A 20,877-nucleotide genomic window follows, 5' to 3' on the forward strand; every position below is an offset into this window, starting at 1 on the left:
CTTCCTAACTGGTTCTCATCGCTTAAGGGGATTTCAGCTCACGCGGCCTGTTGTGGCCTTCGCTGGCTAATTCCTGAGCTCCTAGAGGCGCGAGAAATCATTGAATAGTGCAAGCCCCATTAACAGCACCAGCAAAATAGAGCCGATACGATAACTGAAGTCCTGAACTCGCTCGGACACCGGCTTCCCTTTGATCTTTTCGATCGCCAGGAACAACAAATGTCCACCATCTAACACCGGCAGTGGGAACAGGTTGATTATGCCAAGGTTCACGCTAATCAGAGCGAGAAACATCAGATAATAAATCAAGCCATACTCCGCTGACATCCCAGCCCCTTGGGCGATAGAAATCGGCCCGCTGAGATTATTCAGTTTCACATCACCGACAATCAGTTTACCCAGCATGCTTACCGTTAACTTCATCAGCTGCCAGGTTTTTGCACTGGCTTCACCGATAGCGGCAAACGGTCCATACTGTCGTACCGTTCTGTACTCATCGGGCAGCGGAATAACCCGAGGGACTACCCCGGCAAACCCTTCTGCCTTATTACGTGGATTGATGTCCGGCGTCAGCGTTAAATCAACCGTGCCGCCCTGACGTTCAACCTGCAGTGCGATTGCCGTTCCCGGATTATCACGCACCGTCGTCACAAAATCCTGCCACTGCTCCAGCGGCTGACCACTGACTTTAACGATCCTGTCGCCCGCTTGCAAACCCGCCTTACTTGCTGCGGAGTTCTTCTGTACCTGCGCCAGTGTCGTTTCTATCTGTGGTCCGCGGGGCTGAATACCCAGGGCCACAACCGGATCCTGCTTATCGGGTTCGAACTGCCAGTTGCGCAGATCGATGCGTTTGTCACTTGTCCGATCGCTACCGAACGGCGCTACGCTGACGGTGGTACTTTCATCACCAATCTTCGCAACAAGTGCCATACGCACAGCATCCCAATCAGGCGTTTCGATACCGTCAACGGCTTTAAGTTCCATGCCTGGGGTAATTTGCGCGATTGCAGCAGGCGAATTGCTGGTTATTTCACCAATAACCGGTCGAACACCGGGAACGCCGATGATAAATACCAGCCAGTAGGCAATGATAGCAAAGATGAAGTTGGCCATTGGCCCGGCGCCAATAATAGCAGCGCGCTGAAGAACGGTTTTGTTGTTGAAGGATTGATGGCGAAGCTCCGGCGGCACGCTCTCAACACGCTCATCGAGCATCTTGACGTAGCCGCCGAGTGGGATCAGGGCGATAACGTACTCTGTTCCCTGCTTATCACGACGACGCCACAGGGCCTTACCAAAGCCGACCGAGAAACGTTCGACTTTGACGCCACAGCGGCGGGCCACCCAAAAGTGACCAAACTCATGCACGGTGATTAAAATCCCCAGCGCAACGATAAAAGCAGCAAGACTCCAGAGTACGCTCAACATAATGTTTCCCTACAGAGTCCCAAACACCAGCAGTAAAAGACAGGCAAAAACGGGAACCGCCGCGGTCAGGCTATCAATACGGTCGAGGATGCCACCGTGGCCGGGAATAAGATTACCGCTGTCCTTGATGCCCGCTTCACGCTTGAACATGCTCTCGGTCAAATCGCCCAGCACCGAGGCCAGTGCGGCCGCGATAGAGCAAACCAACAGCGTGCCTAAGGAAACCTCAAGTGGAGCAAACGCGCTGAACAACCACGAGAGCAACGCAGAGGTGACCAGCCCGCCGATAAAACCTTCCCAGGTTTTACCCGGAGAAACTTTCGGTGCCAGCTTATGTTTGCCAAACAGCTTACCAAACATATAGGCACCGGAATCGGCGCCCCATACCAGCAGCATCACGTACAGTAGCCACCAGGCACCGGCGAAGTGGTCAGCTTCGTAATGATACTGGCGTAGCGCCAGCATGCCCCAGAAAAACGGTACTATCGTGAGCAAACCAAATATCAGTCTTAGCGGCTTAGATGTCCGCCAGAGCGCTGCGGAGCCCGGGTAGAACAGCACCAGCAGCAGCGCCGCAATCCACCAGCCTAAGGCGAGCCAGAGCGCACCACTAACCTGTGGCAGCTGAACCAAATGTTGATAAGCAGGAAGAGTGATGAGCATAAATGCCAGCAGCAAGCCGCAAAGCAGCGCCAGCCAGATCCGCTGCGAACGCGAAGCAAAGCCGGAGAACTGCCCCCATTCCCAGGCAGCCAGCATGCTAATCACTAAAATGACGATCTCAAATCCTAACGGTGGCAGCAGAAACAGCGCTGCAATCACAATCGGAATTAAAATAAATGCGGTAATCAGGCGAGACTTTAGCAAAGATTACCCCCAGTGCGCCTATACGCTGCCGGGTGCTGCGCCGCCAAATCGACGCTCTCGTTGTGCAAACGCATTCAGTGCACCTTCAAAAACTTGTTCATCAAAATCAGGCCAGAGAGTATCAGTAAACCAGAACTCTGCGTAGGCGACTTGCCACAGCAGGAAGTTACTGATGCGATGCTCTCCCCCAGTCCTTATTACTAAATCCACAGGGGCCAGTTCATTGAGGCAAAGATAAGGTTCCAGCGTCTCTTCCCCAATCTGATCGGGGCGAAGAAGACCTTCCTGGACCTGCTCGGCCAATTTTCTGACACCATGGATAATATCCCAACGACCGCCATAATTCGCGGCTATGTTGAGCGTTAGTCCATTATTTTGTTGAGTAAGTTCCTCAGCGCGGCGAATACGTTCCTGCAAACGGGAATTAAAGCGGCTGATGTCACCGATAATTCTCAGTCTGACGTTATGCTTATGGAGACTTTTTACTTCACTGTCGAGTGCCCAGACAAACAGCTCCATTAAAGCCAGAACTTCCTGCTGCGGACGGTTCCAGTTTTCGCTGCTGAAGGCATACAGCGTCAGCGCGTCCAGCTTATTGCTCACGGCGAAACTGACGGCGCGGCGCACGGATTTAACCCCCGCCTTATGGCCGGAAATGCGCAGCTTACCCTGGTTTTTAGCCCAGCGGCCATTGCCATCCATAATGATGGCCACATGGCGAGGCTTCAGCCCCGCCTGGTCATCGCTTTGTAATAAATTTTCGGACGACATAACGCGTAATGATTTCCTTGTTCAGAAATACAACGGCTTAGGAATATTTCACCCGCACAGCACAAAATTCGTGCAAAAAGGGTTAACTCATCCGCTTTATCACGTAGTACCTCTGTTCGGTGGGCGGAGACTATATCATCTCCTCCCGATGCCCACAAATGGCGGTTCGCGAAATCGCGTTACGCCGGGTGAGCAGAAAAACGAGGTACCAGTGACGTCGCCAGTGCACGCGCTTCGCGATCGATAGCGAGCACCGCCTCTACACTCTGCGGCTCCTGGCTTGACAGTTTTTCCAGTACCGCAACATTGAGTGCTGCAATATCGGTAAAGCGGATTTGCGATGCAAGAAACGCCGCAACGGCGATCTCATTGGCCGCATTCAGCGCGGTAGTCGCAGCCTGTCCGGCAAGACTCGCATCGATTGCCAGTTTCAGGCACGGATAACGCGCGTAGTCCGGCTCCGCAAAAGTGAGTGCCTTCATACGGGTGAAATCCAGCGGCTGAGCACCTGAGTTAACGCGCTCCGGCCACGCCATCGCATGGGCAATTGGCGTACGCATATCCGGTGACCCCAGCTGTGCAATCACGCTGCCGTCACGGTAGCGAACCATTGAGTGGATAACGGACTGCGGATGCAGAATGACTTCCATCTGCGCATCCGTGGCGTTAAACAACCAGCGGGCTTCAATATATTCCAGGCCTTTGTTCATCATGGTGGCCGAATCAACGGAGATTTTTCTTCCCATTGACCAGTTCGGATGTGCACACGCCTGATCTGGCGTAACGCGGCTGAGTTCAGCCAGCGGTGTATCACGGAACGGGCCACCCGACCCCGTGAGGATAATGCTGTCGATGCCATTTTCCTCGAGAGAAGCGTACCCTAACTGCTGCTGTAAGGAAGCAGGCAAACTCTGAAAAATAGCATTGTGTTCACTATCAATGGGTAAAAGCTGAGCTTTTGACGCGCTGACAGCATCAAGGAACAGACGTCCGCAGGTCACCAACGCTTCTTTGTTTGCCAACAGCACCTGCTTACCGGCGCGAATGGCTGCCAGGGTCGGCAGTAAACCCGCCGCGCCGACAATCGCTGCCATCACCTGATCGACATCATTGAGCGAGGCCAGATCGCAGGCCGCCTGCTCGCCGCTCAGCACTTCCGTCTTCACATTAAGGCTCTGCAGACGCAGGCGCAGTTCTACCGCCGCCTGCTCATCCGACATCGCGGCATAAGTGGGGCGAAATTCCAGGCACTGCTCAACCATCAGTTCAACATTACGCCCGGCAACCAGTGCCCTGACGGAAAACAGATGAGGATTAGCACGAATGACGGCCAGCGTACTGGTGCCGATTGAACCGGTCGAACCGAGAATGGTCAATTGCTTCATGAGGCTGCTCTGTGTAGTGACCCGTCACAGGCGGCAACCAGGGAAAGGCAAAACCGCTCTTTGGGGGAATGAGTAAATGCAAAACGCCGCCAGATCGTCCGTTCCCAGGAAAGGCGATCTGTACGGCGTTTCATCGGATCATGATGAAATCAGAATTCCATCAGCTCCGCTTCTTTCTCGGCCAGTGCAGCATCAATTTTCTTGATGCCAACATCGGTCATTTTCTGGATGTCTTCCTGTGAACGACGGTCATCGTCTTCACTGATTTCTTTGTCTTTCAGCAACGCTTTGACTTTGTCGTTGGCATCACGGCGCACGTTACGCACGGACACACGCCCCTGCTCTGCTTCACCACGAACGATTTTAATCAGATCTTTACGACGTTCTTCCGTCAGCGCTGGCAGTGGAACACGGATATCGGTGCCCGCAGACATTGGGTTCAGACCAAGGTCAGAAGACATAATCGCTTTTTCAACCGCATTGCTGATTGAGCGGTCAAACACGTTGATTTTCAGCGTGCGGGAGTCTTCGACTGTGACGCTCGCCAGCTGGCGCAGCGGGGTCGCAGACCCGTAGTATTCGACCATAATACCGTCAAGAATAGACGGCGATGCGCGGCCGGTACGAATTTTACTGATGTTGTTTTTGAATGCTTCTACGCATTTATCCATGCGTACTTCTGCATCTTTCTTGATGTCGTTAATCACGTTGAAACCCTTGGATTCTGTTTGATCCACCAGCAACCGGCAGCGCCGGAAGCCGTTCAAATATATGTATACACGTCATAATTCAAGCTGCAGGTGCGTTTGCTGTAACCACTCACCCCGGTCACACCGTTATCGGTGCTCCCGCAGATTAACGGCTTTGCCGCAGATCGAATTATTTAGAGTATGAAGGATAACCCTGACTGGCAGAATATACCTTATCTTAACCATTTTAAATGCAGACTGATATTAATGCGTAATCAGCGTGCCTTCTTTTTCGCCCATCACTACGCGACGCAGTGCGCCAGGTTTGTTCATATTGAACACGCGGATAGGGAGCTGGTGATCGCGCGCCAGCGTAAAGGCGGCCAGATCCATCACTTTCAGTTCCTGATCCAACACCTCAGTATAGGTCAGCTGTTCGTACAGCGTTGCATCCGGGTTCTTCACCGGATCCGCAGAATAAACGCCATCCACTTTAGTGGCTTTCAGAACCACATCGGCTTCGATTTCGATGCCGCGCAGGCAGGCTGCAGAGTCAGTGGTAAAGAACGGGTTGCCGGTACCGGCAGAGAAAATCACTACGCGGTTGTTACGCAGCAGGCTAATCGCCTCTGCCCAGCTGTAGTTGTCGCAAACGCCGTTCAGCGGGATTGCCGACATCAGGCGAGCATTCACATAGGCGCGGTGCAGCGCATCACGCATTGCCAGGCCGTTCATCACGGTTGCCAGCATACCCATGTGGTCACCAACAACGCGGTTCATGCCGGCCTGTGCCAGGCCTGCACCACGGAACAGGTTCCCCCCACCGATGACCACGCCCACCTGAATGCCCAGTTCAACCAGCTCTTTCACTTCCTGAGCCATGCGATCCAGAACGCTGGCATCAATACCAAAGCCTTCTGCGCCTTGCAGTGCTTCGCCACTCAGTTTCAGCAGGATACGTTGATATACGGGTTTTGCATTAGTCGCCATGGTGTTTTTTCCTGGAAGCAATCATCGAAAAAAGGGGTATAAACTGTGCGGTATCATCCTGGAAGCAGGAGAAGAATGCTATTGGGATGAGACTGAAATTGCGCTGCGCCAGAGGCAGGCAAAAAAGAACCGCCGTTTGGCGGTTCCTTTATCGCGATTAAGACTGTTGAGACATGGCAGCAACTTCTGCTGCGAAGTCAGACTCAACTTTCTCAATACCTTCGCCCACTTCAAAGCGGATGAAGTTAACAACGTCAGCATTGTGCTCTTTCAGAACCTGGCCCACGGTTTTGCTTGGGTCGATAACGAAAGGCTGGCCGGTCAGAGAAACTTCGCCGGTGAATTTCTTCATGCGGCCTTCAACCATTTTCTCTGCGATTTCTTTCGGCTTACCGGACTGCATGGCGATGTCCAGCTGAACTTTGTACTCTTTCTCAACCACTTCCGCAGAAACGTCTTCTGGCTTAACGAATTCTGGCTTGCTTGCTGCAACGTGCATTGCCAGCTGCTTAACCAGCTCTTCGTCTGCGCCTTTAGCAGAGATCAGAACGCCGATACGTGCGCCGTGCAGGTAGCTACCCAGCACTTCGCCTTCCAGAGAAGATACGCGACGGATGTTGATGTTTTCACCGATTTTAGCAACCAGCGCAACACGCTCTTCTTCGAACTGTGCTTTCAGCACTTCGATGTCAGTGATTTTGCCAGCAACTGCGGCATCCAGCACTTTATCAGCGAACGCCTGGAAACCAGCATCTTTAGCAACGAAGTCGGTCTGGCAGTTAACTTCCAGAATCACGCTGTAGTTACCAACGATTTTGGTTTTGATCACGCCGTCAGCAGCAACGTTGCCTGCTTTCTTAGCGGCTTTGATCGCGCCAGATTTACGCATGTTCTCGATCGCCAGCTCGATGTCGCCGCTCGCTTCGGTCAGTGCTTTTTTACAGTCCATCATGCCAGCGCCAGTACGCTCGCGCAGTTCTTTTACCAGAGCAGCGGTAATTTCAGCCATTCTCTAATCCTCGGTTAGTCAGCATCTGCTGCAGCTCGCCATCGGGCAAGTCCACATCACATGTCTATTTCTCGGGAGATACATTCTGCCTCGCCGATTGTGACAAACGGCAAAGCGAAGTCGAAAAAATAAAGGGGCCATTCTGGCCCCTTACAGATTTACATCTGATTGATAAGGGCTCTGTTAAGAGCAAGCCTTATTACTCAGCTTCGGCGAAGGTTTCTTCTGCCTGCTGAGCCAGGTCCTGAGAGCGACCTTCACGTACAGTGGTAGCCACTGCAGTCAGGTACAGGCTAACAGCACGGATTGCATCGTCATTACCAGGGATAATGAAGTCAACGCCGTCTGGATCAGAGTTGGTATCAACGATAGCAAATACTGGGATACCCAGGTTGTTTGCTTCTTTGATAGCGATGTGTTCGTGATCTGCATCAACAACAAACAGTGCGTCTGGCAGGCCGCCCATGTCTTTAATACCGCCCAGGCTGTTTTCCAGCTTGGCAAGTTCACGGTTGCGCATCAGCGCTTCTTTCTTGGTCAGTTTGTCGAAGGTACCGTCCTGAGACTGAGTTTCCAGATCTTTCAGACGTTTGATTGACTGACGAACGGTTTTCCAGTTAGTCAGCATACCACCCAACCAGCGGTGGTTAACGAAGAACTGGTCGCAGCTCAGAGCAGCATCTTTTACCGCTTCGCTTGCAGCGCGCTTAGTACCAACAAACAGGATCTTGCCTTTACGAGCAGCGATCTTGTTCAGCTCAGCCAGAGCTTCGTTGAACATTGGTACAGTTTTCTCAAGGTTGATGATGTGAACTTTGTTACGTGCGCCGAAGATGAATGGCTTCATTTTCGGGTTCCAGTAACGGGTCTGGTGACCGAAGTGAACACCAGCCTTGAGCATGTCGCGCATGGAAACAGTTGCCATGATTACCTCTAAATAGATTGATTGGGGTTAGGCCTCCACGTATCCCATACAACCGACCACAAAAGCGTTAACGCTTTTGGGCACCCCGGAGTAAGGTGTCGATACGTGTGTGTTATTTACACAAAGTGAGATTTTCGCGTTCTCAGACGGGGAGAAATCCACCGAACAAAGAATCGTCGGCGCGCTTTATACCATAAAGCAGCCGTTGACGCCAATAGTTGTTGCCGCTTTGCGCTGCGCTGCATCACCCATACCAATAGCGAACAAGCATCGCCATAAACGACAATTGGCAGCGTCCGGACGGGCTGTTACCATTGCAGCACTTTCTTTATTATTGTCGAAAATGACGACAAATGCGGACTTAATGAATGGCAATTTCAATTAAAACACCTGAAGAAATCGAAAAAATGCGCGTGGCCGGTCGCCTCGCAGCCGAAGTTCTTGAGATGATTGAACCTTATGTTAAACCCGGCGTAAGCACCGGAGAGCTGGACCGCCTGTGCCACGAGCACATCGTCAACAAGCAGCAGGCCGTTTCCGCCTGCCTTGGCTATCACGGCTTCCCGAAATCGGTATGTATTTCGGTCAACGAAGTGGTGTGCCACGGTATCCCAAGCGATGAAAAAATCCTGAAGGATGGCGACGTAGTCAACATTGACGTGACGGTCATCAAGGATGAGTATCACGGCGATACCTCCACCATGTTTATCGTTGGTAAACCAACTATTCAGGGCGAACGCCTGTGCCGTGTCACCCAGGAGAGCCTGTATCTGGCGCTGCGCATGGTTAAGCCGGGCATTCGTCTGCGCGCCCTTGGCCGTGAAATTCAGAAATTTGTTGAAGCCGAGCAGTTCTCGGTGGTACGTGAATACTGCGGCCACGGTATCGGTAAAGGCTTCCATGAAGAACCGCAGGTTCTGCACTACGATGCTGATGACGGCGGCGTAGTACTGCAGGCTGGCATGGCATTTACGATTGAACCGATGGTCAACGTCGGTGACTACCGCATTCGTACGATGAAAGACGGCTGGACGGTAAAAACCAAAGATCGCAGCTTGTCCGCGCAGTATGAACACACTATTGTAGTAACGGAAAACGGCTGCGAAATTATGACGCTGCGTAAAGATGAAACCCTTCCGTCCGTTCTGACGCACGAAGGCTAATCGCCGTAAAATCGACCCTTACAGTGAGTCTGAAGCCGGCACCCGCCGGCTTTTTTAATGTCTGCAGTATCTGTCCGGAGCGGTGAAATGAATAAAGATGTGACCGATGCCAGCACGCTGAAAATTTTAACCAAGTCGCCCATACTTTGGGAAGATGCTGAAATCAATCGCGAATTCCTGAAGACTCATCTGGATAACTTTCAGCAACATCTGGCCGGAGCCTTCGATGCAGGCCAGGATGCGGAAAGCCTGATTGCCGCACGCACGCTGTTCATCGATCGGCTGCTGCGCCGTCTTTGGCGCTTCTTTGGCTTCCCGGAAAAAGAAGGTATCGCCCTGGTTGCGGTCGGCGGCTACGGGCGCGGTGAACTGCACCCGCTCTCCGATATTGATGTGCTGATCCTCAGCCGCAAACCGCTTTCCGATACTGACGCACAGCGTACCAGCGATCTGCTGACGCTAATGTGGGACCTCCGGCTTGAAGTCGGCCATAGCGTGCGCACGCTGGAAGAGTGCCTGCTGGAGGGGCTGTCCGATCTGACCGTGGCGACCAACCTGATTGAGTCGCGCATGCTGACCGGCGATCTGGCACTGTTTCTGGAGATGCAGAAAAACGTCTTCAGCGATGGTTTCTGGCCTTCCGACCGCTTCTTCGCGGCAAAAATTAGCGAACAGCAGGAGCGCCATAAGCGCTATCACGGCACCAGCTATAACCTTGAGCCAGACATCAAAAGCAGCCCCGGCGGCCTGCGCGATATTCACACCCTGCTGTGGGTTGCGCGCCGCCACTTTGGCGCAACGTCCCTGGATGAGATGGTCGGCTTTGGCTTTTTAACTCAGGCCGAACGCAATGAACTCAATGAGTGTCAGAGCTTTCTGTGGCGGATTCGCTTCGCCCTGCACCTGACGCTGACCCGCTACGATAACCGCCTGCTGTTTGACCGCCAGCTTAACGTTGCCCGCCGCCTCAACTACGAGGGCGAAGGCAATGAGCCGGTTGAGCGCATGATGAAGGATTTCTTCCGCGTCACCCGTCGGGTGGGCGAACTGAACCAGATGCTGCTACAGCTGTTTGATGAAGCGATTCTGGCCCTGCCGACCGATGAAAAGCCGCGGCCGATCGACGATAATTTCCAGCTGCGCGGTTCACTGATCGACCTGCGCGATGAAACGCTGTTCAACCGCGAGCCGGAAGCGATTATGCGCATGTTTTATACCATGGTGCGCACACCAAAAATCACCGGTATTTACTCCACTACGCTACGCCATCTTCGCCACGCGAGGCGCAATCTGAAACAGCCTCTGTGCACCATCCCTGTCGCGCGCGAGCTGTTTATGTCGATTCTGCGCCATCCGGGGGCGGTCAGTCGGGCGCTGGTTCCGATGCATCGCCACAGCGTGCTGTGGGCCTATATGCCCCAGTGGAGCAACATTGTCGGCCAGATGCAGTTCGACCTGTTCCATGCCTACACGGTTGATGAACACACCATTCGCGTACTGCAAAAGCTGGAAAGCTTTGCTCATGAAGAAACCCGCTCTCTTCATCCACTCTGCGTAGAGCTGTGGCCGCGCCTGCCGCAGCTGGAGCTGCTGCTGATGGCCGCCCTGTTCCACGACATTGCCAAAGGACGCGGCGGCGACCATTCGATCCTCGGCGCGCAGGATGCGCTGGAGTTTGCTGAGATGCACGGCCTGAACTCGCGAGAAACCCAGCTGGTTGCCTGGCTGGTGCGCCACCACCTGCTGATGTCGGTCACCGCCCAACGCCGTGACATTCAGGACCCGACCGTTATTCAGCAGTTTGCCGAAGTGATGCAGAACGAAAACCGCCTGCGCTATCTGGTCTGCCTGACCGTCGCCGATATCTGCGCCACCAATGAAACCCTGTGGAACAGCTGGAAGCAGAGCCTGCTGCGCGAGCTGTTCTTCGCTACTGAGAAACAGCTGCGTCGGGGCATGGAAAACAGCCCTGACCTGCGCGAGCGGGTGCGCCACCACCGCCTGCAGGCGCTGGCCCTGCTGCGGATGGATAATATTAACGAAGAGGCACTGCATCAGATTTGGGGGCGCTGCCGCGCGGATTACTTCCTGCGGCACACGCCGAATCAGCTGGCCTGGCACGCTCGCCATCTGATGAAGCACGATCTCGACCAGCCGCTGATCCTCGTCAGCCCACAGGCAACGCGCGGCGGCACCGAGATCTTTATCTGGAGTCCGGATCGCCCGTATCTGTTTGCCGCCGTTGCCGGTGAGCTGGATCGCCGCAACCTCAGCGTTCACGATGCGCAAATCTTTACCAGCCGCGACGGCATGGCCATGGATACGTTTATCGTGCTGGAGCCGGACGGCAGCCCGCTGTCGGCCGATCGGCATGAGCTGACCCGCCACGCGCTGGAGCAGGCAATCACCCAGAGCAGCTGGCAGCCTCCGCGTGCCCGTCGTCAGTCGGCGCGGCTGAAGCATTTTAATGTCGATACCGAGGTTAATTTTCTGCCAACCCACACCGATCGCCGCACCTACCTGGAACTCATCGCCCTCGATCAGCCAGGATTACTTGCCCGCGTAGGGGAAGTGTTTGCCGACCTGAATATTTCGCTGCACGGAGCGCGGATCAGTACGATTGGGGAACGGGTAGAGGATTTATTTATCCTTGCTAACAGCGATCGGCGGGCATTAGATGCAGAAATGCGCGAAGTGCTGCAACAACGGTTGACAGAGGCCCTTAATCCAAACGATAAAGTGTGACCCGGATTTACTTTTTAACCTCGCCACCCCGCAATGCCTTATAAACCGCATTGTTATGCGGTTTCACGGGATGGCAGAACCAGGAAAGCAGAAACCATGCAACAGTTACAGAGTGTTATTGAAGCGGCCTTTGAGCGCCGTGCTGACATCACCCCAGCGAATGCTGACACCGTTACCCGTGAAGCGGTTAACCAGGTTATCGCCCTGCTGGACAGCGGTGCCCTGCGTGTAGCAGAAAAAATTGACGGCCAGTGGGTGACGCATCAGTGGCTGAAGAAAGCCGTTCTGCTCTCTTTCCGCATCAATGACAATCAGGTAATTGATGGCGCAGAGAGCCGTTACTACGACAAAGTTCCGATGAAATTCGCTGACTACGACGATGCGCGTTTCAAAAAAGAAGGCTTCCGCGTTGTACCACCGGCCGCAGTACGCCAGGGTGCATACATCGCCCGCAACACCGTTTTGATGCCGTCTTACGTCAACATCGGTGCTTATGTTGATGAAGGCTCAATGGTGGATACCTGGGCGACCGTGGGTTCATGCGCGCAGATCGGTAAAAACGTTCACCTGTCAGGCGGCGTGGGCATCGGCGGTGTACTGGAACCGCTGCAGGCTAACCCAACCATCATTGAAGATAACTGCTTCATCGGCGCGCGTTCTGAGATCGTTGAAGGCGTGATCGTGGAAGAAGGTGCAGTGATCTCCATGGGCGTTTACATCGGCCAGAGCACCAAAATCTATGACCGCGAAACCGGTGAAGTTCACTACGGTCGCGTACCTGCTGGCTCCGTAGTGGTTTCCGGCAACCTGCCGTCTAAAGACGGTAGCTACAGCCTGTACTGCGCGGTGATCGTGAAGAAAGTTGACGCGAAAACCCGTGGCAAAGTCGGTATTAACGAGCTGCTGCGTACCATCGACTGATTTATCTGCGGGCCGCTGCGGCGGCCCGTAATTTTTTCTTTACGCTTTTCCGTTACACAACCGCTTTTTTGCCTTTCATCAGATAGTGATATTGCGCACATTCCAGGCGTATAATCCGCGCCAGTTAATTCCAGTATTAAATTTAAACGATCCTGACTGTTTCAGATGCATCCTTCGGATACACCGTAGTTTGAAACACACGAGCTAAGTGAAGACAAGGCGTAAGCGCGCAGCCACCAGAGCGTATAAAATACGTAGGTAAGGCCAGCTCTGCACAACGCAGTAGTCACAACGCGCAGCCGGATCGCCACCTAACTTATAAGGAACCGATGCTATGTATGACAATTTAAAAGGTCTGGGTATTACATCGCCTGAAGATATCGATCGCTACAGCCTGCGCCAGGAAGCGAATAACGACATCCTGAAAATCTATTTCCGTAAGGATAAAGGCGAGTTTTTTGCCAAAAGCGTAAAATTCAAATATCCGCGCCAGCGCAAAACCGTAGTGGCCGATAACGCCAGCCAGGGTTATAAAGAGATTCAGGAAATCAGCCCGAATCTGCGCTACGTGATTGATGAACTGGATCAGATCTGCCAGCGCGATCAGGTTGAAGTCGATCTGAAACGCAAAATCCTGGACGATCTGCGTCATCTGGAAAGCGTGGTATCCAATAAAATCGCTGAGATTGAATCTGACCTGGATAAGCTGACCCGCGGCGGTCGCTAATTTATTCCGTTCGGCAGAATTAAAAAAAACGGTGCTATTTATTAGCACCGTTTTTTTATTGCCCATCAGAAACGGCCGGATAGCCGGCCGTTATTCTGCGCTTACTGCATCAGCAGATAAATAGAGCTATCACCGCGCTGAATATTCAGCGCCAGCACGGACGGTTTGGCATCCAGGATTTTACGCAGCTCGCCCAGATTGGTAATAGGCTGCTGATTAACCCCGAGGATGATATCGTCTTTCTTCAGGCCAATACGCGCCGCTGCCGAACCGGCTTTCACACTATCCACCTTCACGCCTTTAACATTTTTGCTGTCGTAGTTGCTCAGTGCAGCCCCTTCAACACCGGTGTAAATCGTGCCGGAATCTACCTTCACGCCCGCACCCTGCTGCAGTTCAACGTTGACCGTCAGCGGTTTGCCATCACGGATCAGACCCAACTCCATCTTGGTCCCCACCGGCAGCGATCCCACTTCAGCACGCAGTGCAGCAAAGCTGGAGATTGGCTTGTTGTTGAGAGAAACGATCACGTCCCCGGCTTTCACTCCAGCCTGCGCCGCAGAAGACTTCGGCAGCACCTGGCTGACGAACGCGCCGCGCTGAGCATCGACTTTCATCGCCTTCGCCAGCTCAGAGTTCAGCTCGGTCCCCATAATACCCAGCTCACCGCGCTTCACCTGGCCGAATTCAACCATCTGGCTGGTCAGGTTTTTCACCATATTACTTGGGATAGCGAAGCCGATACCGATGTTACCGCCGTCCGGTGCCAGGATCGCGGTGTTGATCCCGATCAGTTCACCGTTCAGGTTAACCAGCGCACCGCCGGAGTTACCCCGGTTGATGGCGGCATCGGTCTGAATAAAGTTCTCATAGTTTTCTACGTTAAGGCCGCTGCGGCCCAGCGCGGATACGATGCCCGAGGTCACGGTTTCACCCAGACCGTAAGGGTTACCGATAGCTACGGTATAATCACCTACTCGCAGGCTGTCGGAATCGGCAATTTTCACTGCAGTCAGATTCTTGGCATCTTTCAGCTGGATCAGCGCGATATCAGAGCGCGGATCTTTACCAATCACCTTCGCGTCATACTTACGGCCATCGCTCAGCTGCACCAGAATTTTGGTGGCGTTATCCACCACGTGGTTGTTGGTCACCACATAGCCTTTAGCGGCATCAATCACCACACCGGAACCGAGCGCGCGGAATTTCTGCTGCTGCGTATCATCACCGCCCGCACCGCCCTGACCGCCCTGGCACATTGGCGAGCTCTGGAATGGCGAACCGTCCTGGCAGAACGGAGAATTATCGCCAAAGAACTGCTGGAACTGCTGCGGCAGGCGTGGAGTCCGCACTGTGGTGCTACCTTCGATATTAATGCTGACCACGGAAGGCATCACTTTTTCCAGCATCGGTGCCAGGCTTGGCAGCTGCTGAGTGGAGGTTGTTGATGACGCGGTTTCAGCGGCACTGGCGGTAACAGGGCTCATTGCCAGTCCAATGCTGAAGGCCAGTGCGCTTAGTGCTAACGTTGTTTTTTTCATTCGTTGGATTCTCAAGTGATTCAGTTAAGTAACCATTGCTGCGGTCGTGTCATTGAGATTAATTTTTTAGCGCGAAGTTCATGTTTGAATATTGATGAAAAGTAAAAAATTATTGTGCATCTTTACAAAACTCATCACTGGCATTTTTATTCTACCGCCATCAAACGGCGGTACTCATCCCAGGCATACAGATCGGTCATTCCACTAATGTAATCCTGCAACAGGCGGGCGCGATAATAATATTCCCAGATTTCGGTCTCAGCGGGAGTTTTATCCAGCCGTTCAACCGCTTCATTATAGGCCTGGCGGAAACGGGTAGACAGCTTATGAAAAAGCCGCGTTTCGATCGGATATCCTTTCAGATAATCTTTTTCAACCAGCTCGCTAAATTCCTGCTGTGTCAGCAGCAGCAGCGGACGGTAGATATCCAGCAGCCCGCTGATCACGCGATATCCCTGTAGCTCCAGCTGTTCCACCTCGGGATGGTTAAAAACATGGCGAAAAGCGACTTTCTTAAAGATATCCAGCAGCAGGCTGTGCGGGCTGCCGTCCTCCAGCAGGGCTTCATTAAACTCGCCGTGATAGACCTCGGGAAGATTATCGATAAAACGATTTGCAGCATGCGGCACCAGGCGAGAAACGGTATTCACCCGTAAATACATAAAGAACTGGTCTTCGTTGCAACGGTCGGCGGGCGTTCTGCGCGACTTCTCCAGCGCAACGGTAATCACCTCAGAAAACAGGTCATCGGACTGATGTTTCGGCCAAAGCCGGTATAAATGCTCGTAAAGCTGCTCAACGGTAAAAATATTTTTTTCTACCGCATCTTCCAGATCGGCAACGCAGTAAGAAATATCATCCGCCGCTTCCATAATATAGGTCAGTGGGAAACGGCAATGTGGCTCTAAATCTAATTCCTGCCGCAAATTTGCGACATATTCTTCTTCAGCGAGATAATACCCCGGCTTTTTCATCAAATAACGATGGCTGACGGGGATATCGCCGGTAAACCAGGCGGGGCGCGTATATTTTAAAATACAGCCGACCTGCGCCCACGTCAGATTCATTTTCATCAGCGTATGTACCATGCGGATCGCCTGCGCATTACCTTCGAAGTGAGATAAATCTTGACGAATCTTTGCACGCAGCGGGTCAAGGCCATCTTCTTTACTGCGTAAAACCGCCACCTCACAGCGATCGGCAGTGGCACTTTGCGGCTGCCAGTCAGCATCCAACCGCTGGCGGAACCAGTCGTTAATCGCCGACTCGCCGAAATGACCAAACGGCGGGTTGCCGATATCGTGCATCAGGCAGGCCATCTCGACGATGCTTTCAAACGGCCCGGTCAGTTGCGACAGCCCCAGCTGTTCCAGCTGCCCCTGCTCCTTCAGTCGGGTGAGCACCTCTTTGGCGATATAGCGCCCCACCTGCTGCACCTCCAGCGAGTGCGTCAGCCGGGTTCGTACCGCGGCGTTGCGCTCCAGCGGAAAGACCTGGGTTTTCTGCTGCAGCCGACGAATGGCCGCCGAGTTAACGATCCGCCCGCGATCGCTTTCAAAAATGCGCAGGATCTCGTGCTCGTCCTTCTCACCTTCATAGGGACGATAGCAGCGCTGCCAGTTAATTTTTTTGCGAAAGTCGATCCCGGTCATCCGGAGTTCCCTGTTATTTCCGTCATGTTGCCATGATAGACTATGCGCCGAAAACCACGAAAAATTCCACTGAAATAGCGAGTATCCCCATGAAAGCAGGCATTATTGGTGCAATGGAACAGGAAGTGACGCTGCTGCGTGACAAGATTGAAAACCGTCAAACGCTCACGCTGGCAGGCTGCGAAATCTATACCGGTACGTTAAACGGCGTCGAGGTGGCCCTGCTGAAATCCGGCATTGGTAAAGTCTCCGCCGCGCTGGGCACCACGCTGCTGCTGGAACTGTGTAAACCCGACTTCATTATTAACACCGGTTCTGCCGGTGGCCTGGCCCCGTCGCTGAAAGTCGGTGATATCGTCGTTTCCGATGAAGTGCGCTATCACGATGCCGACGTTACCGCCTTCGGCTACGAGCCGGGCCAGATGGCCGGCTGCCCGGCTGCGTTTAAAGCCGACGACAAGCTGATTGCGGCGGCAGAACAGTGCATCAGCGATCTGCAGCTGAATGCGGTACGCGGCCTGGTGGTTAGCGGCGACGCCTTTATCAACGGTGCAGAGCCGCTGGCGCGCATTCGTGGCACCTTCCCGCAGGCGATCGCCGTCGAGATGGAGGCCACGGCAATCGGCCACGTGTGTCATCAGTTCGGCACGCCGTTTGTAGTCGTCCGCGCGATCTCCGACGTGGCAGACCAGGAATCTCACCTCAGCTTTGAAGAATTCCTGGCCGTTGCCGCTACGCAGTCTTCCCTGATGGTTGAAACGCTGCTGGCCCAGCTGGCCAATGGCTAAAGGCCTCATCGCCCTGCTGCTGTGGCTGACCTTTTCCGCAGCAGCGGCACCGCAGCGGGTGGTCACACTGGCCCCCAATCTTACCGAACTGGCGTTTGCTGCTGGCATCACGCCGGTCGGCGTGAGCGACTATTCGGATTATCCTGCGGTGGCAAAAAGTATTGTTCACGTGGCCAACTGGCAGGGGATCAATACCGAAAAGCTGCTGAGCCTGAAGCCCGATCTGGTTATCGCCTGGCGCGGAGGAACATCACCGCGCCAGATCGAGCAGCTCCAGTCGCTGGGCGTGAAGGTGTTGTGGCTGGCCCCGGACTCCATCGAACAGCTTATTGCTACCCTGCGTCAGCTTGCGGAGTACAGCCCGCAGCCGCAGCAGGCAGAGCTGGCCGCTGCCACACTTCAGCAGCAGTTCGACGATCTTCAGCAGCGCTATCGCCAGCCGCAGCGTAAGCGGGTGTTTTTGCAGTTCGGTATGAAGCCGCTGTTTACCGCAGCGGATAATACGCTGCAAAACGAAGTGCTCGGGCTGTGCGGCGGAGAGAATATTTTTTCCGACAGCCGCGTGCCCTGGCCGCAGGTCAGCCGTGAGCAGGTGCTGGTGCGTCAGCCGCAGGCCATCGTGATGCCGGGTGATGCAGCGCGTGCCGTAACGGTTGAGCAGTTCTGGCAACCACAGCTTAAGGTTCCGGTCTATACGGTCAACGACGACTGGTTCAGCCGGGCCGGGCCGCGCATCATTCTGGCCGCGCGGCAGCTTTGCGCCCAGTTACAGCCCGACAGAAAGTAAGAAATACCCATAACGCAGTTAAGAATCGCGCACTGAATGCCGCTTTTTGGCCAGTAGCGTGAAGAAGAAATACGGTAGCCGTGCAGCCGCACAAGCTACCTGATTTTGGCCAACAGGCCTTATTGAAACATCAGGAAAATCAGATCATGAAAACCGTTTATCTGTCTCTGGGACTGATAATGGCGGCGCATACCTGTGTGGCTGCGACCAGCGGCACCATTGGTGTGCAACTCACCATCATTGCACCACCGTGCCAGGTTAATGGCAGTATGTCAGCCACCTCACACCTGCCCACCGTCGCCTGCGGAACGCGCAACGACGTTCAGCCGAAAATCACCGAGGCGATTCTCAGCCCAAAAACGGAAACCGATCTGGAAAAAAGGCTCATCACCGTTGAATGGTAAAGCCCTGCCCGGCACCGCTGTGCCGGGTGATTACCCTTACCGTGCAGGCCAGGGTAATCTCAGAAGAGAAGCAATCAGATGCTGAAGGAGGAACCGCAGCCGCAGGTGGTTTTCGCATTCGGGTTGGTCACAATAAAGCGCGAACCTTCCAGCCCTTCGGTATAGTCCACCGCGCCGCCGACCAGATACTGCAGGCTCATCGGGTCGACAACCAGCGCTACGCCCGCTTTCTCGATAGTCATGTCACCGTCGTTAATTTTATCGTCAAAAGTGAAGCCGTACTGGAAACCGCTGCAACCACCACCGGTGATATACACGCGCAGTTTCAGATCCGGGTTGTTCTCATCGGAAATCAGATTCTTCACTTTACTGGCCGCTGCTTCGGTAAACTGCAGGGGTACGGCTACGTCGTCGCTCATTTAAAATACTCCAGGATGCACTCAGGCCATTTGCCTGACAGGTCATTATTCGACCATTGTTATGGCTATTATCTTATACGCAGGGGTAGCAATCAAGTTATGGCTGTACCACCCCGTGCGGTGATCCCTATCTGCTGCCCTACCGTACTCAGAGTGTGGGCAGATAGTGTGGAATACAAGCGCAGTCTCTGAGTTAATTTTTTCTGCCTTTCGTTTCGCGCAGGTGTTCACTTAGAATAGACGGGTTTTTTTAATGAATAATCAGGAGCGGTTCCATGAGTAAGTCTGAAAACCTGTACGCTCAGGCGCAGCAATTCATCCCCGGCGGCGTGAATTCGCCGGTGCGAGCCTTTACCGGCGTCGGCGGCGTGCCGCTCTTCATTGAACGCGCCGACGGTGCCTGGCTGTATGACGCCGACGGCAAAGCCTATATCGACTACGTCGGTTCCTGGGGGCCAATGGTTCTCGGTCACAACCATCCCGCTATTCGCAATGCGGTGATCGAGGCGGCCGAGCGCGGCCTCAGCTTCGGTGCGCCAACCGAGATGGAAGTGAAAATGGCGCAGCTGGTCACCGAACTGGTGCCGACCATGGATACGGTGCGCATGGTTAACTCGGGAACCGAAGCCACCATGAGCGCCATTCGCCTGGCGCGCGGCTTCACCCACCGCGATAAAATCATCAAATTTGAAGGCTGCTACCATGGCCACGCCGACTGCCTGCTGGTGAAAGCCGGCTCCGGCGCGCTGACCCTCGGCCAGCCGAACTCTCCGGGTGTCCCGGCCGATTTCGCCAAACATACGCTGACCTGCACCTATAACGATCTCGACAGCGTACGTGCCGCCTTCGAGCAGTACCCGGAAGATATCGCCTGTATCATCGTTGAGCCAGTGGCCGGGAATATGAACTGTATCCCACCGCTGCCGGAATTCCTGCCGGGTCTGCGCGCACTGTGCGATGAGTTCGGCGCGCTGCTGATTATCGATGAAGTGATGACCGGTTTCCGCGTGGCGCTGGCGGGTGCGCAGGCTTACTACGACGTTGAGCCAGATCTGACATGCCTGGGCAAAATCATCGGCGGCGGCATGCCGGTGGGCGCGTTCGGCGGTCGTCGTGAAGTGATGGATGCGCTGGCGCCGGTCGGTCCGGTTTACCAGGCGGGCACGCTTTCCGGCAACCCGATTGCGATGGCGGCAGGATACGCCTGCCTGACCGAAATCTCTCAGCCGGGTACCCATGCCACGCTGACCGACCTGACGACTGAACTGGCGGAAGGCCTGCTGGAAGCCGCCGCGGCGGAAAATATCCCGCTGGTGGTGAACCACGTCGGCGGTATGTTCGGCCTGTTCTTTACCGATGCAAAGACCGTCACCAGCTACGCAGACGTGACAAAATGCGATGTGGAACGATTTAAGCGCTTCTTCCACCTGATGCTGGAAGAAGGGGTGTATTTCGCGCCTTCAGCGTTTGAGGCCGGCTTTATGTCCCTCGCACACAGTAAAGAGGATATCCAGCGCACGATTTCTGCTGCACGCCGCAGTTTCGCTAAGCTGTAATCACGCTCCCTCGCATCGCGTCGGCGGCCATCTGTCGCTGACCACAGTATAAAAAACGGGGCTTTCGCCCCGTTCATATTGATGATGCCCCCCCATTTTTCAGATGG

General features: G+C 54.1%; 20 protein-coding genes. 8 read left to right on the top strand and 12 right to left on the bottom strand.

Features of this window, described 5'->3' with window-relative positions; translation table 11 throughout:
• Window positions 1-81: 81 nt before the first annotated feature.
• The 9 genes from rseP to OMR58_RS13565 all read right to left on the bottom strand — a co-directional run bounded on the left by rseP (window position 82) and on the right by OMR58_RS13565 (window position 8,448).
• The gene (rseP, locus tag OMR58_RS13525; protein WP_105595446.1) at window positions 82-1,431 is read right to left on the bottom strand and encodes a sigma E protease regulator RseP; all 1,350 of its coding nucleotides are present in this window, start codon (window positions 1,429-1,431) and stop codon (window positions 82-84) included.
• 9 nt (window positions 1,432-1,440) lie between these two features.
• The gene (cdsA, locus tag OMR58_RS13530) at window positions 1,441-2,298 is read right to left on the bottom strand and encodes a phosphatidate cytidylyltransferase (RefSeq protein WP_105595445.1); all 858 of its coding nucleotides are present in this window, start codon (window positions 2,296-2,298) and stop codon (window positions 1,441-1,443) included.
• 18 nt (window positions 2,299-2,316) lie between these two features.
• Complete coding sequence (gene ispU / locus OMR58_RS13535) at window positions 2,317-3,069, bottom strand: (2E,6E)-farnesyl-diphosphate-specific ditrans,polycis-undecaprenyl-diphosphate synthase (RefSeq protein ID WP_200563046.1); 753 nt, start codon at window positions 3,067-3,069, stop codon at window positions 2,317-2,319.
• Between the two features lie 179 nt (window positions 3,070-3,248).
• Window positions 3,249-4,454 carry a 1-deoxy-D-xylulose-5-phosphate reductoisomerase gene (ispC, locus tag OMR58_RS13540; RefSeq protein WP_264546191.1) on the bottom strand — a complete coding sequence of 402 codons (1,206 nt, stop codon included), beginning with the start codon at window positions 4,452-4,454 and terminating at the stop codon, window positions 3,249-3,251.
• A 149-nt stretch (window positions 4,455-4,603) separates the two neighbouring features.
• A complete protein-coding gene (frr, locus tag OMR58_RS13545) occupies window positions 4,604-5,161 on the bottom strand; it encodes a ribosome recycling factor (RefSeq protein WP_105595477.1) in 558 nt (185 codons plus the stop codon).
• 246 nt (window positions 5,162-5,407) lie between these two features.
• Complete coding sequence (gene pyrH / locus OMR58_RS13550; protein ID WP_105595442.1) at window positions 5,408-6,133, bottom strand: UMP kinase; 726 nt, start codon at window positions 6,131-6,133, stop codon at window positions 5,408-5,410.
• 157 nt (window positions 6,134-6,290) lie between these two features.
• Window positions 6,291-7,142: a translation elongation factor Ts gene (gene tsf, locus OMR58_RS13555; RefSeq protein WP_105595441.1), complete on the bottom strand. Its 852-nt coding sequence runs from the start codon at window positions 7,140-7,142 to the stop codon at window positions 6,291-6,293.
• Between the two features lie 199 nt (window positions 7,143-7,341).
• Window positions 7,342-8,067 carry a 30S ribosomal protein S2 gene (gene rpsB / locus OMR58_RS13560; protein WP_105595440.1) on the bottom strand — a complete coding sequence of 242 codons (726 nt, stop codon included), beginning with the start codon at window positions 8,065-8,067 and terminating at the stop codon, window positions 7,342-7,344.
• A 186-nt stretch (window positions 8,068-8,253) separates the two neighbouring features.
• Entirely contained in the window at window positions 8,254-8,448 is a 195-nt protein-coding gene (locus OMR58_RS13565) for a hypothetical protein (protein WP_146114203.1), read from the bottom strand.
• Between OMR58_RS13565 and map the strand changes: the two genes are divergently transcribed.
• From map to OMR58_RS13585, 4 genes are all read left to right on the top strand, one after another.
• Window positions 8,436-9,230, top strand: coding sequence for a type I methionyl aminopeptidase (gene map / locus OMR58_RS13570; RefSeq protein ID WP_200563050.1), 795 nt, complete (start codon window positions 8,436-8,438; stop codon window positions 9,228-9,230). The two genes, OMR58_RS13565 and map, sit on opposite strands and share 13 nt — an antisense overlap.
• Window positions 9,231-9,317: 87 nt before the next feature.
• Window positions 9,318-11,975, top strand: coding sequence for a bifunctional uridylyltransferase/uridylyl-removing protein GlnD (gene glnD / locus OMR58_RS13575; RefSeq protein WP_264546192.1), 2,658 nt, complete (start codon window positions 9,318-9,320; stop codon window positions 11,973-11,975).
• Window positions 11,976-12,071: 96 nt separating this feature from the next.
• On the top strand, window positions 12,072-12,896 hold the full coding sequence (gene dapD / locus OMR58_RS13580; protein WP_105595437.1) for a 2,3,4,5-tetrahydropyridine-2,6-dicarboxylate N-succinyltransferase: 825 nt from the start codon (window positions 12,072-12,074) through the stop codon (window positions 12,894-12,896).
• A 334-nt stretch (window positions 12,897-13,230) separates the two neighbouring features.
• Window positions 13,231-13,623 (top strand): DUF3461 family protein, encoded by a 393-nt coding sequence (locus OMR58_RS13585; protein WP_105595436.1) that lies wholly within the window; start codon window positions 13,231-13,233, stop codon window positions 13,621-13,623.
• A 101-nt stretch (window positions 13,624-13,724) separates the two neighbouring features.
• Here the strand turns inward: OMR58_RS13585 and degP are convergent, their stop codons facing one another.
• Together degP and dgt are read right to left on the bottom strand one after the other, a co-directional pair.
• Window positions 13,725-15,164 (bottom strand): serine endoprotease DegP, encoded by a 1,440-nt coding sequence (gene degP, locus OMR58_RS13590; RefSeq protein WP_200563054.1) that lies wholly within the window; start codon window positions 15,162-15,164, stop codon window positions 13,725-13,727.
• A 146-nt stretch (window positions 15,165-15,310) separates the two neighbouring features.
• Window positions 15,311-16,816, bottom strand: a complete 1,506-nt coding sequence (dgt, locus tag OMR58_RS13595) for a dGTPase (RefSeq protein ID WP_200563055.1) — start codon at window positions 16,814-16,816, stop codon at window positions 15,311-15,313.
• 89 nt (window positions 16,817-16,905) lie between these two features.
• On the opposite strand from dgt, the gene mtnN reads away from it, so the two are divergent.
• The 3 genes from mtnN to OMR58_RS13610 all read left to right on the top strand — a co-directional run bounded on the left by mtnN (window position 16,906) and on the right by OMR58_RS13610 (window position 18,795).
• The gene (gene mtnN / locus OMR58_RS13600) at window positions 16,906-17,604 is read left to right on the top strand and encodes a 5'-methylthioadenosine/S-adenosylhomocysteine nucleosidase (protein ID WP_205066776.1); all 699 of its coding nucleotides are present in this window, start codon (window positions 16,906-16,908) and stop codon (window positions 17,602-17,604) included.
• Window positions 17,597-18,391 (top strand): vitamin B12 ABC transporter substrate-binding protein BtuF, encoded by a 795-nt coding sequence (btuF, locus tag OMR58_RS13605; RefSeq protein ID WP_264546193.1) that lies wholly within the window; start codon window positions 17,597-17,599, stop codon window positions 18,389-18,391. Before mtnN ends, btuF begins: the two co-directional genes overlap by 8 nt.
• Window positions 18,392-18,537: 146 nt before the next feature.
• The gene (locus OMR58_RS13610; RefSeq protein ID WP_200563058.1) at window positions 18,538-18,795 is read left to right on the top strand and encodes a hypothetical protein; all 258 of its coding nucleotides are present in this window, start codon (window positions 18,538-18,540) and stop codon (window positions 18,793-18,795) included.
• 74 nt (window positions 18,796-18,869) lie between these two features.
• On the opposite strand, the gene erpA is transcribed toward OMR58_RS13610, so the two are convergent.
• Window positions 18,870-19,214, bottom strand: a complete 345-nt coding sequence (erpA, locus tag OMR58_RS13615; RefSeq protein ID WP_105595431.1) for an iron-sulfur cluster insertion protein ErpA — start codon at window positions 19,212-19,214, stop codon at window positions 18,870-18,872.
• 275 nt (window positions 19,215-19,489) lie between these two features.
• Between erpA and hemL the strand changes: the two genes are divergently transcribed.
• Window positions 19,490-20,770: a glutamate-1-semialdehyde 2,1-aminomutase gene (hemL, locus tag OMR58_RS13620; protein WP_200545289.1), complete on the top strand. Its 1,281-nt coding sequence runs from the start codon at window positions 19,490-19,492 to the stop codon at window positions 20,768-20,770.
• Window positions 20,771-20,877: the final 107 nt, after the last annotated feature.

The organism is Erwinia sp. INIA01 (assembly GCF_025947915.1).
GTDB classification, from domain to species: domain Bacteria; phylum Pseudomonadota; class Gammaproteobacteria; order Enterobacterales; family Enterobacteriaceae; genus Erwinia; species Erwinia coffeiphila.